Genomic DNA, 12,822 nt, shown 5'->3' with positions numbered 1-12,822 from the left:
GCGCCGGCTCCCGCCGGCACACGCGCAGGACGGAGCGCTCGAGGCCCGCTCAATAAGGGCATATACCCGTATTCGGCGCTGAAGAACGCGCTGTGGTGGCGGTCAAAGTGCGCTGAGGAGTTCACGAAGCTGCTCCACGCGGTGCGGGCCCAACTGGCCTTCGATCTTCTTCTGGCTCTGCGTCCAGGCTTCCGCCGCGCGCTTTATCAGGTCGGCGCCCTGCTTGGTCAGAGCGACGCAGGCCTCGCGCTGGTCCTCCTTGCCGCGGCGCATCTCCAGCAGACCGGGGCGAACCAGCACCCGCACGTTCCGCCCCACGGTGGAGCGGTCGAGCTCCAGCGTGGCGCCCAGCTCCGTCAAGCTGACTTCGCCCTTGTGGCGAATGCACTGGAGCAGGGAATACTGCGCCACATTGATTCCGAACGGCGCGAGGGCCTCGTCATAGAGCGCCGACACGCGCCGCGTGGCGCGTCGCAGGCTGGCGCAATAGCAAGGACTGTCCATGTATCCGTGTATATACCCGTAGTTGGATGCTGTCCACCGCCGGGTGGTCGCGCTCGTGGCTTGAATTGCCGTTTTTTCGACATTCGGGACGCAGACGCCCGCCCCTATGCTCCGGCCAGTTTGAACAAGGCGACCGGAGTGACGGCCATGAATGCAGACAACACCAAGGGCACGGCCCTCGTCACCGGCGCATCCGGTGGCATCGGCGCGGTCTATGCCGAGCGGCTGGCGCGCCGCGGATATGATCTGGTCCTCGTCGCGCGCAATGCGGCGCGCCTCGATGCCGTTTCCGCCTCCATTGCCGGCGCCAGGGGGCGCTCCGTCCGCCCCGTCGTGGCGGATCTGAGCGATGCGGCCGACCTGCGCCGCATTGAGGCGACCCTGCGCGATGACGCCGCCATCACGCTTCTGGTCAACAACGCCGGCTTCGGCGCCGCGACCCCGCTGCTCTCCTCCGACGTGGCGCGCATGGAGGAGATGATCGCCATCAACGTCACGGCGCTGACCCGGCTGACCTATGCCGCGGCTCCCGCCTTCGTCGCGCGCGGCGGGGGGACCATCATCAACATCTCATCCATCGTGGCGCTGGCGCCGGAGGTGCTCAATGGAGTCTACGGCGCCAGCAAGGCCTATGTGCTCGCGCTGACGCAATCGCTGCAGCACGAGCTCGGCCCCCGCGGATTGCGCGCCCAGGCCGTGCTGCCGGGCGCGACGGCGACGGAATTCTGGAACATTCCGGGCGTCGGGGGACACGAGAACCTGCCGGCGGAAATCGTGATGACGACCGAAGCGATGGTGGATGCCGCCCTCGCGGGGCTCGACGCGGGCGAGGTCGTGACCATCCCTGCGCTCCAGGATGGCGGCGAGTGGCTGTCCTACGAAGCCGCCCGCCGCGCCATGAGCCCGCACCTCGGCGGCGCCACCCCCGCGCCCCGCTATCGGGCTGCCAGCTGACGGCGCGGCTCAGGCCGGGGCTGAAGACGCCAGGGGAGTGGACATCCGGTCACCCGGATGTCCCCGCTAGAAGCGCCACGCCAGGTTGGCCTGGACGGCGTTGACCGTGACGCTGTCTGCGAACTGGCCGACATAGGCCATGCCGAGGCGGACCCGTTCGCTGATGCGCAGGTCGGCGCCCGCCTTCACCAGGGCGGTGTTTTGCGCCAGCGGCACGCCGGCCACGGTGAAGTTCGCGCTCGGGACGCTGAGGAAGGCGAGCCGGGCATTGGGGGTGAGGTCGCCGAACGCATATTGCCAGGCGACCGAAGCATTGGGCTCCAGCGCCATGCCCCGTGACAGTTCCACATTGGTCGCGAGCCTAAGTCCGAGCGAGGAATAGCCGACGCCCATCGCGCTCGACGCGCCGGTCAGGCCGGCAGAGGCGCCCGTCTCGGTGAAGCCGTCGGTTTGCAGGTGGACGTAGGCAAGTCCTGCGAACGGCTCCAGCGCCAGTTGCTGGACCGCGAAGCCGTAGCCGACCTCCGCGAACACCTGCCCGGTGCCGCCGGAATAATCGGCGCTCGCGTGCTGGGAATATCCCGGATAGGCAATGGTGCGCGAAGCGTCGATCTGGTTGAAGGCGTAGCTCGCGGCAAGGCGCAGCTTCCAGGGCCCGGAACTGGTGCCCGCATAGAGCGCCACCAGCAGGCTGTCGGTGTCGGACTGGCTCGCCAGCGCATCCATCTGCGCATTGGAGTGCGTGTAGCCGATCGCCGCGCCGAGCATCCAGTTCTCGCCCTTCACGTCGGCGCCGGAGATGATACCGCCGATGTTGGCATCCACATCAGCTGTGACGCCGCCGCCGCCATAGGCGCTCCACCCGCCGAAGGCCTGCGCCCAGATGGTGCCGTTGAACGCCGGCTCGGCGGACGGCTGCGCCTTGGTCGGAAACGGCACGCCGGACGCGGTCGGCGCGGCATAGGCGAGCGCCGGCCCGCCGAAGCCGAGCGCGGCCGTCGGGCCGCCCTGGCCGGCATAGGAGCCCTGGCGCAGGCGTCCCAGAAGAGCGTCGCGGCTATACGCGCTGTCGCCCAGGAGAACCGTCTGCGTGCTGGCATAGGCCTCGCCGGAAAGGGCGGTGAGGGCGCCGGGCAGCTCCGCCGCGGTGAGGCCGTAGAGCGGGCTGAGCGCCGTCGGAAGGGTCGTCAGCAGGCCGTTGGTGGTGGTGTTGATGACGCGATCGAGCGCACCGCCGACCGCGCGCTGGTTCGGCGTGTTCCCGGCCTTGCCGGCGAGATCGGCGGCGACCGACATGGTCACCGTGTTCGGCGCATAGGACACGCTCGCGTCGAACAGCGCCGGCAGTCCCGGGGTGACCACCTGGTCGAAGGTGCCGGTGATGCCATCGGTCGCCACGATGAGCGTCGTGGTCGGGGCAAAGCTGGTCTCGAGGAAGGACGCCTGCAGCGTGCCGGAGAGCCGCACGGTGCCCGTCACCTCCAGGAAGTCGCTGCCCATATCCGTCACCCGCGCCGCATAGGTGCCCGTCGCGGTCTGCACGAAGATGCCGCTGAGGAGGTGGGTAATCGTCGGGCCGGTGCCGCTCACGCCGAGCCAGCCGGAATTCTCAAACCTCTTGTCAGCCCCCGCCGTCGCAGCCAGCCGGCCATCAATGATGCCGGTGTTCACGATCACCGTCCCGTGGGCGTCCAGGCCTGTGCGCAGGGCGTCGGCCTCGACCGTGGTCTGCAGCGTGCCGTAATTCAGGAAGGTGCCGTAGGTGCCATGCAGATCCACCGCTGCCCCGGCGATGCCTGAGGCGGTGATGGTGCCCTTGTTGGTCAAAACGCCATAGGTCTCGCCACGCATGGCGATGCCGCCGTTGCCGGTGACATTGATGGTGCCGCTGTTGATGATGTCGTCGCCCTTCCGGCCCGACAAGGCGGCGGCGTTGTCGTCCGCGAAGTTCAGCGTTCCGGTGTTGCGGATCGGGTTGTACATGCCGGGAATGGTGGCGATGAACCCGTTTATGGTGGTCGTGCCGCCCTCGGTCGAGACATAGATGCCCACGACATTGTCGCCATAGGCCGAGTTGGAGGACACGACGAGGGCCCCGGGAATATCGATCTCGTACCAGGTCACGACGCCAAGCGCGTCGATGTGCATGACCGCGGGATGCACCACCCCGTCGGCCGTCACCCAGTTGGTGACGAGGTTGTATTCGCCGGAGCGGCCGGCCCCGGTGATGCCCTCGAAATGGGTCGCGACGGCACCGGGGTGGTCGTAGGTCTGATAGGTGCCGGTGGTCTGGTCGTAGATGTAGCCGTGCTCGGCGTGGATCCCGCCGCCCACCTCGACCTCGCCGTAGCCGCCGGCGATCTTGTCGCCGTAGATGCCATAGGCTGTGGTGCTGACCGCACCCGGTATGTTGTTGGTGGTATAGGTTTTTGTGTCGATATTGTAGATGAAGGCGTTGCCGGTCGCGAGCCGGGTGTCGTAGTCGCCGACCACCTGGTTGCCGAAGTTGCTGTGGGCAATGGTGTAGAGCGTGTCGGTGCCCGGATAGGCCAGCGGCGTCAGCGTCTGCCCCGCTGGCGCGGCGGCGTCGTAGAGATAGCTGAGGTCGTAAGGCGCCGACGTTTCGGTCTGGTAGCTCCCCACCACGCGCAGGATGCCGCCGGGGGTTCCGAAGCTCGGCCCATAGGGCGAGGAGCCGATGGCGCCGGGATAGTTGGCGCCGTTGTCGGTGGCCTGTGGCATGGGCGACCAGGTCTGGCTGGTCATGTTGTAGTAGAGGCCGCCGGTCTCGGTGGTGCCGGGAATGGTGTAGTTGCCGACGATGTTGTCGCCGCGAATGCCGGTGAGGAACGTCCCGTTCGTCCCGTAATTCAGCGTCTCATAGGTCGTCGACGACGACGGCAGCGGGTCCGCCAGCGCGCCCGGCGCAAGGCCGGCGGCGCCCAGGCCAAGGCCCGTGGCGACGAGCTTGAGCGCGCGCGTGCGCGATCCGCCGCAAAAAAACGATCGAATTGTCATGAGATGCCCCGGCGCCCTGGCTCAGGGCAAGGCCAAGCTATCCAGCGGCAACTGGGGTGACGATGTCACATTTTGAACTTATTCCGCTTTTTCCAGCGCAATCGTTGCGCGCGTCACCGGTGGAAAGTGCGTCGGCATGGAGGACGGAGGCCAGGCCTCTCATGCGGGCCTCTTAAAGAGAAGCGGGTGAAGACCAGCCATGCGGCTTTGCGCAAGATCTTGAATTCTGAAGTCAAAAATAACGACTAAAAACCAGATCGTTGACCCAGAACATGTGGTGTCCCGGAAGTCCACCAAACTATAGTCCACGGTGGAATGTGAGAGTCTAAGAGGCACCAAAAAATACCTTCTGAATCAGTAGCCTGCCGCTCTTCCCGTCTATGGGAGAATACCATAGACTATGACGATCTAAGTTTGCTGCTGGGGCAGATGCTAGGGCAGCGCTGGGGCAGAGATGGGCCGCGAGACAAAGAGGCTGACCGCGCGCACGGTCGCGTCGCTGACCACGCCCGGGCGGCATGCCGACGGGGGGAACCTCTATCTGTCCATTTCCGCGAACGGCGGGCGCCGGTGGATCTTCCTCTATCGGTGGGGCGGGAAGCAGCTTGAGATGGGGTTGGGCTCGGCTCGCGACGTGTCGCTCGCGCGGGCCCGCGAACTGGCCGACCTGGCGCGCGCGCAGCTCGCCGAGGGAATTAACCCTCTGGAAGCTCGCAGGGCTGAGCAGGTGGCCATTCCGACCTTTGGCGCCTTCGCGGACGAACTGGTGGAAACCCTTGGCGCTGGCTTCAAGAACGAAAAGCACCGCTGGCAGTGGAAGCACACCTTGGAAGTGTACGGGGCGCCGTTGCGTGCACTCCAGATCGACAGGGTGAGCACCGAGGACGTGCTGGGTATCTTGCAACCGTTATGGCAGACGAAGCAGGAAACGGCCTCCCGGTTGCGCGGCCGCATCGAGCGCGTTCTCGACGCAGCCAAGGCGAAGGGGCTCCGCACCGGCGAAAACCCGGCCCGCTGGCGCGGTCATCTCGACGCCTTGCTGCCCAAGCGCCAGAAGCTCCAGCGCGGCCACCATGCCGCGATGCCCTATGCCGACGTGCCGGCATTCGTTGCCGAGCTTCAGCAGCGGCGGGCCACCGCAGCGCTTGCCCTTGAGTTTGCGATCCTCACGGCGGCCCGGACGGCCGAAGTGCTGGGCGCCACCTGGCGGGAGATAGACCGCGAGGCCAAGGTGTGGACCATTCCGGCGGCCCGCATGAAAATGGGCAAGGAACACCGGGTGCCTCTGACCGAGCGTGCGCTTGCGATCCTCGCCGCTGCTGAAGAGGAGCGCGGGGAGGGCGATTACCTCTTCCCGAGCCCGAGGAAGGGAAAGCCCTTCTCCGACATGGCGATGGCGATGCTGCTGAAAATCCGGATGAAGCGGCCCAACCTAACGGTGCACGGCTTCCGGTCTTCATTTCGGGACTGGGCGGGCGAGGAGACGAGCTTTCCGCGCGAGATTGCCGAGGCCGCTTTGGCCCACACGGTCGGCGACGCTACGGAACGCGCCTATCGTCGGGCCGATGCCCTGGAAAAGCGCCGGAAGCTCATGGAGGCTTGGGCGAAATACGTCACGGGCGGCGCGGGCGCCAAGGTGGTGCCGATCCGCGCTGCGAAGGGATAGGAACCGCGCCCATCTGGGCGCTTCGTGAAGCGTGGGGCTAGGCCGGCCAGCCGAAAGCCGAGATGCACCCTCGGTTGCCCCACGCGCCTCTCGGTGCGGACGTGGTGCACGTTTGTTCAATAGACCGGCTTTCGACCCCAAGGGGTGTATCTGGATCGTTGATGCCGAGGACCTGCTCGGCCGGTCGATCTATGGGCGGGATTGGTGTCCGTCATGGTCACTGCCAACGAAGTGGATGCTGCCACCGCCCGACAGCGAGGAAGCAAATACCGAGCGGGCCAAGGTTGGCGCCTTAGCTTATCTAGCCATGCGATCCATTGAGGATCGAGCACTCGCGGGCGTGGCGAAGGATGGGCAGCGTATTCCGACGTTGGCTGCAGAGGGTCTTCGAAAAATCGGAATTATCCTGCCCAGCGCTTGGCAAGAGGTGCCCGAAGCCTTGGAAAATTTGCCGGTAACGACGGAAATCTACTCGCTCGCCTACCGCCTGGATCGGGAGGTGCGGCTGTTTTGGGAGATGATCGAAAACATCCGGGGCAGCATCGTGCGCAATTGCGAGGCCGGGAAAATCCTGACCTTAGCTCGGGCGGAAGCTGGCGGCGAACTCACGCAATTGCCGGCCCACACATGGAGCATGCAATTTTGGGATCCGCGCTTCGATTCTGGCGCAATAGACCTTCTAAAGCCGTTTCCCCGCCGGCCCGACTACATTGAATTCTACCACGATCCGGTGAAGAGGAAATGGACGCGTCTGCACATCGGCGCTGAGGAACGAGATCGGTCGACGAGCGGTTTGCATTGGATATTTTTCGATGTTGAGAGTTTTTCTAAGACCTATGGAGAAACAGAGGCGGGCGTCCTACCCAATGCTGGCAAGGCGGTTCCGATGGAGCCGGTCGATCCTTATAAGTCAGGGGGCAAAGGCCGCCCTACTGCAATGCACTTGATCGAGGCGGAGCTGCGCCGTCGATCTTCCGCCGGTCAGATGCTTGGCTCTTGGGCTCAGGAAGCGAAAGCGCTCGCCGAATGGCTGAGCGAAAACCGGGCGGATGCGCCGAAAACAACACCGAAGGCTATTCGAGATAGCCTCGCGGAGACTTACCGCACCTTGAGGGCTGACCCTGCCGGAAAATAGCTGCCGGAAATTAAATTCAGTACGCCATTTTACGGCAGCTTTTTCCGGCAATACGAGTTCTGCAACCTCTCCTCACCCCCCACGGAAATCCACCGTGGCCCATGTGAGTGGAGAGCCGAAATGCAGCTTGCCGCCGACACCGCCGTTCCCGCCCCGGCCGGCGTCTATCATGCGCCCGAAGCCTTGGCCTACGACGTTGCCACCGCCGCCCGGATCATGGGCGTGTCGAAGGCCACCGTCTTCAATGAGCTGAAGAAGGGCACCATCGCGGCCAAGAAGTTCGGCCGCAAGACCCTCATCACACGCGCCGCCATCGACGCCTGGGTCGCGAACCTTCCCGCTCGCAATGCCGCCTGAAATCGAAAACGCCCCGATGCCGGCGAGCAACGGGGCGTTGATTTCGTTGGTCTGACGCCTCTCTTCCGGAAAAGCATCATGGACAAATCCATACTCCACGCCCGCCGTGCGGGCAAGCGTCCGCCACCCACCAGCAGCGCGAAGCCCGCGTCCTCCAGCCTGCCGAACACCCTTCACCTTGCCGCCCATCGGCTCGCGTCCGCCCTCGGCGTGCCGTTTGGCGTGGCCCTGGCGCATGCCGAAGCCGCCGGCCTTGGACGGGAGGTGGCGGCATGAGCCGTTCCACTGTCATCCCCCTTGCCGAAGGCCGGGAGCACCTCCTGGATGCGCGGTGGCGGGCCTACACCGCCGCCCTGCACCGCGCCCAAGCCACTCTCGACATCCGCGACGGCATCGCCGCGGGTGAGGCCTGGCGGGACTTCCTTGCGCTGTTCCTGCCGCCCCATAGCCGGGGTGTGCTCTGCAAATTCAGGGGGCGCGAGTGACATCCCCTGGCATCCACAACGTGGAGGCCGAGCAGGCGCTGCTCGGCGCCATCTTCGTCAACAATCAGGCCTTCGGGCGGGTGAGCGGCATCGTCGGCCCCCAGCACTTCTATGAGCCGATCCACGCCAAGCTCTTCGAGCTGTGCGGGGATGCGATCCTCGACGGCCGTGCGGCGACGCCGATCACCTTGAAGCCGAAGCTGCCCGCGGATCTGGACATCGCCGGCCTGACGCCGATGGAATACCTTGCCCGGCTGATGGCGGAGGCGACCACTGTCCTGAACGCCCCCGACTACGCCATGACCATCCGGGAAGCGTGGGCCGCCCGGCGCGTGGTGGAAGCGGCGCGGGAGGCAGCAGGCGCCGTTGCCCAGCCGGACGCCAATGTGAAATCGTCCATCACCGCCTTGCTGTCCGACCTCGACGGCATCCGCGCCGAACTGGACGACGGGCACCGCGGGCGCCAGTCCTTGGCCGATTGCCTGTCTGGCGTGCTCCTCCGCGTCGACGCCATCCGGGAAGGCAGGATCGAGCCCGGCGCCACCACGGGACTTGCCGATCTGGACCGGATGATCGGAGGGCTCCAGCCCGGGCGCCTCGTCATCGTCGCTGGCCGGCCAGGAATGGGGAAGACCATTGTGGGGGCGAACATGGCCCGCGCCACGGCGGCGGCTGGCAACGGGTGCCTCCTCTTCTCCCTGGAAATGCCGGCCGAGGAAATCGGCGCGCGCATCCTTTCCGACCATGCCTTCCGCCATGGCTCGCCGGTTACATCGAAAGCGGTGTTCGAGGGTCATCTGGACGCCCGTGAGATGCGGGAGATGGAGCAAACCGCCTCGGCTGCCGCAGGCCTTCCGCTGCTGATCGAAACACCGGCCACGGTGTCGGTGGGAGAAATCCTCGCCCGCACCCGCTCGGCGGCGGATGAGATGAAGGCCCGCGGCGTGCGGCTCAAGGTGGTGGTGATTGACTATCTCAAGTTCGTCCGCGCCTCCGACCGTTACCGTGGCCAGCGTGTCTATGAGGTGGGCGAAATCACCGCCGGGCTGAAGGCTCTCGCAAAAGACCTTGGCGTCTGCGTCGTACTCCTCGCCCAGCTCAATCGGACCGTGGAGCAGCGGCAGGACAAGCGTCCCGAGCTTTCTGACCTTCGCGAGAGCGGAGATATCGAGGCTGACGCAGACGTTGTGCTGCTGCTGTTCCGGGAAAGCTACTATCTGAAAGAGAAAACCGATCCAGATTCGCAAGCTCGATTGATGGCCTGCGAGTTTTCGCTTGAGATAATCGTTGCCAAGTGCCGCATGGGCGCGGTCGGGGTGGCAGAGGTGTTCTGCCATCCCGGAGCGTCTGCCGTGCGGGATCGGGGGTGAGGCATGGCCGGCGCCCCATGGGTGAAGTGGTACTGGTCCGACTGGCGCAGCGATCCCTGCCTGCGCATGTGTTCGCTGGGGGCGCGGGGCCTATGGGCTGAAATGCTCGCCCTCATGCAGGAGGCGGTGCCTTATGGGTACCTCCTGATTGCCGGACGTTCGCCGACTAGCACGCAGCTCGCCGCTTTGGCAGGCGCGCCTTCCGAACAGATCCCCGATTTGATCGCGGAGCTGGAAGCGGCGGGCGTGTTCTCCCGAACGAGAGAGGGCGTCGTCTACTCGCGCCGAATGGTCCGCGATGAACGCAAGGCGAAGCAGGCGCGGAAAAACGGCTTGAGAGGAGGCAATCCAATTCTTTGTAATAATGAAGGAAATTCCGCGTCGGATAACCCCGTGGATAAGAGGGGTGATAACACCCAGAGTCCAGAGGCCAGAGGCCGAGAAGAAGAAAACAAATGTGCTGCCGAGGTGATCCGTCTGGATGCCCCTCCTGCAAAGGCTGATCTGGCCGAAGCGTGGGACCAGTTCCGGCGGACTTATCCTCGCCGGGAGGGTTCCCAAGATTGGGCGCGGGCGAAGGACGGGTTTGCCAAGGCCGTAAAGGCTGGGGCGACCGTGGATGCCATCATCGGTGGCGCGAAACGGTATTTGGCCGAATGCCGGCGCCTTGGAATCGAGGGCACGCGGTTTGTGAAGCAGGCTCGCTCTTGGCTGAACGGCCGATTGTGGGAGGAGTACGGGGGCGCCTCGCCTCCGGGGTCGACCGCCAGCATTTCACCGGATTGGCGAGCGCTGGTGATGTCTTTCCAGCGTTCCGGGAATTGGCCTTCAAGCCTGGGGCCAGGGCCTGGATTTTCCGGGTGCCGCGTTCCGCCACCCCTCCTGGCGGAATTTGGCTTCGGGGCATTGGATGGCGTGGGGGGTGGGAAATGACCGGCTTTCGGTCCCCGGCCTCGCGTGCGCCTGCACGCCCGCACGTGCGAGCCCTCCCGCTCCGACCGGCCTCGCCTCACGCCACCAGCCGCACCGGCAACCTCATGGCGCACGCGAACGTCTCGAACGCCTGCCAGGCCCGCCGCTCCATCTCCGGCTGGTCCGCCGCCTCCATCACGTCGATGAGCGGCTCGGCATGCTCCGCGATGGACAGGCTCCGTAGGAAGTCCGCCGCCTCGCCGAGAGAAGCCAGGGCGACGGGCGGTTGGATGGGGCGGACCTGCATAGGGCGGATGTCGGTGCACTGCATGGCTCGGTTCTCCTGCATGATCGCTCGCCCCTCTCATCGCGATCCTTGCAGGGAAACGCGCCCCCACTTTGGGGGAGATGTGACAATTCCGGGGAATGCGGTCGTCGTCGTCATTTGTCGTCACACCTCAGCAACATCCGTGCCGGGGAGCGGGTGTCCGGTTTGGACCACTCGGAATTGGAACGCGCCGAGGGGCTTTGCTCCGGCCAGCATCGGAGACCGAACCATGTCGAACCCTCGCCCGTCGCTCTTCGCCACCCTGCTCCGCGCCGCCGCGGACTGGGCCGAGGCTCGCCATGGGACGCCGAAGGGAAGCCGCTCCGAACGCCGCAGCCGGTATCGCCAGCGTCTTAAGGATCGGGCCGCTCTGGCGGACTTCTTCCGGGGTCGCTGCCAGGACCTCGGCGGCCAGGTGGACGCCCTCCAGCAGCTCGTGGCCGGGCTGAACGTCGAGCGGGATCGTCTGCGCCAGCAAATCCAGATCCACCACGAATGCATGGACGACCTCGGCCGGCGCAACGCCTACCTGCTCGGCCAATGCGCCGCCTCCCAGCACGAGGCCGAACACTGGAAGCGCTTCGTGGAAGACGAGCGGGCGCGGGAGGCCGAGATTGCGCGCAAGCTTCAATTAAATTGATAGGTTAGTCTCTGGTAGTCTTCAGTAGACTTGAGCGAATTGCGATACATAAGATCATTTCATGCGACAACCTGTCGTACACGCTCGAAACCGCGGTATTATTCATCGACAGGAGATTTGCAGATGGCCGTTTGCTACGTCGAGAGCGTGAACTTCCGAGGACCGCAGGGCTTCACCGCGGCGATCAACGAGGCCGCGGCACGCGAAAGCCTGAAGCCGAGCGATTTCGTCCGCCGCGCCATCCTGGAGCGCATCGAGCGCGCCGGCGTGACGCCGCCGGCCGTGAAGCCGCTCCCGAAGCAGGAGGGCTGACCGATGGCCTGGGATGTCCCGTCCTTCATGATCCCCGTCAACCCCAATCAGGGTGGGCAAATCGCGTCCTACGCCGACAGGCTGCTCGGCGCCTATGATCAGGGGCAGGCGTCCCGCCGCCAGCAAGACACGCTGAATGCGCGCAAGAGCGTCGGGCAGGACATGCTTCCGGATGGGAGCCCGAACTATCAGTCCATGGCCGCGCGGCTGCTGGGCAGCGGCGATCTGGAAGGCTCCGCAGTCCTGTCGCGCCTGGGTCAGCAGGACGTGCAGAACGACTTCGAGCGCCAGAAGATCGACATCATGCGCCAGCGGGCGGGGAAGTCGGAACAGCCCACCTATGGCCTGAACCCGGTGTGGGGCGTGGACGCCAGCGGCAACCCGACGATCATCCAGCTCGGCAAGGACGGCAACCCGATCCAGCCGAAGTTGCCCGCCGGTGTCACGGTCGCGAAAGATCCGATCAAGGTCGACGCCGGAACCCATTTCGTGCTGCTGGATCCGCAGACGCGCCAACCTATCACGACCATTCCGAAGAACGTCGCCGGCGCGGCGCGCGAGGGCGCAATCGGCAAGGCCTCCGGCGAAGCACAGGCGCAGCTTCCCGGCGCCGAAGGCATGGCGGGCCAGATCGGCAAGCACATCGACGAACTCGCCAACGATCCCTACTTGCCGAACATGCTGGGGCCGTTGGCCTCGCGCATGCCGAACGTGTCGGCGGATGCGGCCCGGGTGCAGGCCAGGATGGACCAACTCAAGGGCGGCGTGTTCCTTCAGGGCTACCAGATGCTCAAGGGCGGCGGCGCCATCACGGAGGTGGAGGGCCTGAAGGCCGAGAACGCCATGGCCCGCCTGAGTGCGGCGCAGAACCTTCAGGACTACACGAAGGCGCTTTACGACTTTCGGGACGCCCTCACCACCGGCCTGACCAAGCTTCGGGCTCAGGCCGCCATGGTGCCGGGTGGGCCGGGACAGGGCAGCTCGGTGCCGAACGGGCAGCAAGGTCCGCAGCAACAGGGCAGCTCCCAGCCAGCCGGAGACCCGCTCGCGCAGGCCCGGGCCGCCATCGCCCGCGGGGCGAACCGTGATGCCGTGATCCAGCGCCTCCAGCAGATGGGCGTGAACCCCGCGGGGCTTTGAC

14 protein-coding genes are annotated in these 12,822 nt (G+C 65.6%); 11 read left to right on the top strand and 3 right to left on the bottom strand.

Annotated elements, in window-relative coordinates:
- Positions 1 to 102: 102 nt before the first annotated feature.
- Entirely contained in the window at positions 103 to 504 is a 402-nt protein-coding gene (locus ABLE93_RS15765; RefSeq protein WP_348840792.1) for a MarR family winged helix-turn-helix transcriptional regulator, read from the bottom strand.
- A gap of 147 nt (positions 505 to 651) precedes the next feature.
- On the opposite strand from ABLE93_RS15765, the gene ABLE93_RS15760 reads away from it, so the two are divergent.
- Positions 652 to 1,458, top strand: a complete 807-nt coding sequence (locus ABLE93_RS15760) for an SDR family NAD(P)-dependent oxidoreductase (protein WP_348840791.1) — start codon at positions 652 to 654, stop codon at positions 1,456 to 1,458.
- A gap of 66 nt (positions 1,459 to 1,524) precedes the next feature.
- Here the strand turns inward: ABLE93_RS15760 and ABLE93_RS15755 are convergent, their stop codons facing one another.
- Positions 1,525 to 4,476 carry an autotransporter outer membrane beta-barrel domain-containing protein gene (locus tag ABLE93_RS15755; protein ID WP_348840790.1) on the bottom strand — a complete coding sequence of 984 codons (2,952 nt, stop codon included), beginning with the start codon at positions 4,474 to 4,476 and terminating at the stop codon, positions 1,525 to 1,527.
- Between the two features lie 454 nt (positions 4,477 to 4,930).
- Here ABLE93_RS15755 and ABLE93_RS15750 point away from each other — a divergent pair, with 454 nt between their 5' ends.
- The 7 genes from ABLE93_RS15750 to ABLE93_RS15720 all read left to right on the top strand — a co-directional run bounded on the left by ABLE93_RS15750 (position 4,931) and on the right by ABLE93_RS15720 (position 10,422).
- Complete coding sequence (locus ABLE93_RS15750; RefSeq protein ID WP_348840789.1) at positions 4,931 to 6,142, top strand: tyrosine-type recombinase/integrase; 1,212 nt, start codon at positions 4,931 to 4,933, stop codon at positions 6,140 to 6,142.
- 235 nt (positions 6,143 to 6,377) lie between these two features.
- Positions 6,378 to 7,277, top strand: a complete 900-nt coding sequence (locus ABLE93_RS15745; RefSeq protein ID WP_348840788.1) for a hypothetical protein — start codon at positions 6,378 to 6,380, stop codon at positions 7,275 to 7,277.
- 120 nt (positions 7,278 to 7,397) lie between these two features.
- Positions 7,398 to 7,634: a helix-turn-helix domain-containing protein gene (locus tag ABLE93_RS15740; protein ID WP_348840787.1), complete on the top strand. Its 237-nt coding sequence runs from the start codon at positions 7,398 to 7,400 to the stop codon at positions 7,632 to 7,634.
- A gap of 78 nt (positions 7,635 to 7,712) precedes the next feature.
- Positions 7,713 to 7,910: a hypothetical protein gene (locus ABLE93_RS15735; RefSeq protein ID WP_348840786.1), complete on the top strand. Its 198-nt coding sequence runs from the start codon at positions 7,713 to 7,715 to the stop codon at positions 7,908 to 7,910.
- A complete protein-coding gene (locus ABLE93_RS15730) occupies positions 7,907 to 8,119 on the top strand; it encodes a hypothetical protein (RefSeq protein WP_348840785.1) in 213 nt (70 codons plus the stop codon). The genes ABLE93_RS15735 and ABLE93_RS15730 overlap by 4 nt, the downstream gene beginning before the upstream one ends.
- Positions 8,116 to 9,489, top strand: coding sequence for a replicative DNA helicase (locus ABLE93_RS15725; RefSeq protein ID WP_348840784.1), 1,374 nt, complete (start codon positions 8,116 to 8,118; stop codon positions 9,487 to 9,489). The genes ABLE93_RS15730 and ABLE93_RS15725 overlap by 4 nt, the downstream gene beginning before the upstream one ends.
- Positions 9,490 to 9,510: 21 nt before the next feature.
- Complete coding sequence (locus ABLE93_RS15720) at positions 9,511 to 10,422, top strand: hypothetical protein (protein WP_348840783.1); 912 nt, start codon at positions 9,511 to 9,513, stop codon at positions 10,420 to 10,422.
- A 76-nt stretch (positions 10,423 to 10,498) separates the two neighbouring features.
- Here ABLE93_RS15720 and ABLE93_RS15715 read toward each other — a convergent pair whose 3' ends face one another.
- On the bottom strand, positions 10,499 to 10,750 hold the full coding sequence (locus tag ABLE93_RS15715; protein ID WP_348840782.1) for a hypothetical protein: 252 nt from the start codon (positions 10,748 to 10,750) through the stop codon (positions 10,499 to 10,501).
- 208 nt (positions 10,751 to 10,958) lie between these two features.
- On the opposite strand from ABLE93_RS15715, the gene ABLE93_RS15710 reads away from it, so the two are divergent.
- The 3 genes from ABLE93_RS15710 (at position 10,959) to ABLE93_RS15700 (ending at position 12,821) form a co-directional block, all read left to right on the top strand.
- Complete coding sequence (locus ABLE93_RS15710; RefSeq protein WP_348840781.1) at positions 10,959 to 11,369, top strand: hypothetical protein; 411 nt, start codon at positions 10,959 to 10,961, stop codon at positions 11,367 to 11,369.
- A gap of 123 nt (positions 11,370 to 11,492) precedes the next feature.
- Positions 11,493 to 11,681 carry a hypothetical protein gene (locus tag ABLE93_RS15705; RefSeq protein ID WP_348840780.1) on the top strand — a complete coding sequence of 63 codons (189 nt, stop codon included), beginning with the start codon at positions 11,493 to 11,495 and terminating at the stop codon, positions 11,679 to 11,681.
- Positions 11,682 to 11,684: 3 nt separating this feature from the next.
- Entirely contained in the window at positions 11,685 to 12,821 is a 1,137-nt protein-coding gene (locus ABLE93_RS15700) for a hypothetical protein (protein WP_348840779.1), read from the top strand.
- Position 12,822 lies beyond the last annotated feature (1 nt).

It is taken from the genome of Xanthobacter pollutisoli, assembly GCF_040044995.1.
Taxonomy (GTDB): domain Bacteria; phylum Pseudomonadota; class Alphaproteobacteria; order Rhizobiales; family Xanthobacteraceae; genus Xanthobacter.
The sequence above is the reverse complement of the archived record's forward strand: the minus strand, read 5'-3'. Positions and strand labels throughout refer to the sequence as shown.

Excerpts from the sequence above, each read along its gene's own strand:
- ABLE93_RS15750 (WP_348840789.1), top strand. The coding sequence starts at position 4,931 with ATGGGCCGCGAGACAAAGAGGCTGACCGCGCGCACGGTCGCGTCGCTG.
- ABLE93_RS15755 (WP_348840790.1), bottom strand. The coding sequence starts at position 4,476 with ATGACAATTCGATCGTTTTTTTGCGGCGGATCGCGCACGCGCGCGCTC.
- ABLE93_RS15715 (WP_348840782.1), bottom strand. The coding sequence starts at position 10,750 with ATGCAGGAGAACCGAGCCATGCAGTGCACCGACATCCGCCCTATGCAG.
- ABLE93_RS15700 (WP_348840779.1), top strand. The coding sequence starts at position 11,685 with ATGGCCTGGGATGTCCCGTCCTTCATGATCCCCGTCAACCCCAATCAG.
- ABLE93_RS15745 (WP_348840788.1), top strand. The coding sequence starts at position 6,378 with ATGCTGCCACCGCCCGACAGCGAGGAAGCAAATACCGAGCGGGCCAAG.
- ABLE93_RS15765 (WP_348840792.1), bottom strand. The coding sequence starts at position 504 with ATGGACAGTCCTTGCTATTGCGCCAGCCTGCGACGCGCCACGCGGCGC.
- ABLE93_RS15730 (WP_348840785.1), top strand. The coding sequence starts at position 7,907 with ATGAGCCGTTCCACTGTCATCCCCCTTGCCGAAGGCCGGGAGCACCTC.
- ABLE93_RS15760 (WP_348840791.1), top strand. The coding sequence starts at position 652 with ATGAATGCAGACAACACCAAGGGCACGGCCCTCGTCACCGGCGCATCC.
- ABLE93_RS15735 (WP_348840786.1), top strand. The coding sequence starts at position 7,713 with ATGGACAAATCCATACTCCACGCCCGCCGTGCGGGCAAGCGTCCGCCA.
- ABLE93_RS15705 (WP_348840780.1), top strand. The coding sequence starts at position 11,493 with ATGGCCGTTTGCTACGTCGAGAGCGTGAACTTCCGAGGACCGCAGGGC.
- ABLE93_RS15740 (WP_348840787.1), top strand. The coding sequence starts at position 7,398 with ATGCAGCTTGCCGCCGACACCGCCGTTCCCGCCCCGGCCGGCGTCTAT.
- ABLE93_RS15710 (WP_348840781.1), top strand. The coding sequence starts at position 10,959 with ATGTCGAACCCTCGCCCGTCGCTCTTCGCCACCCTGCTCCGCGCCGCC.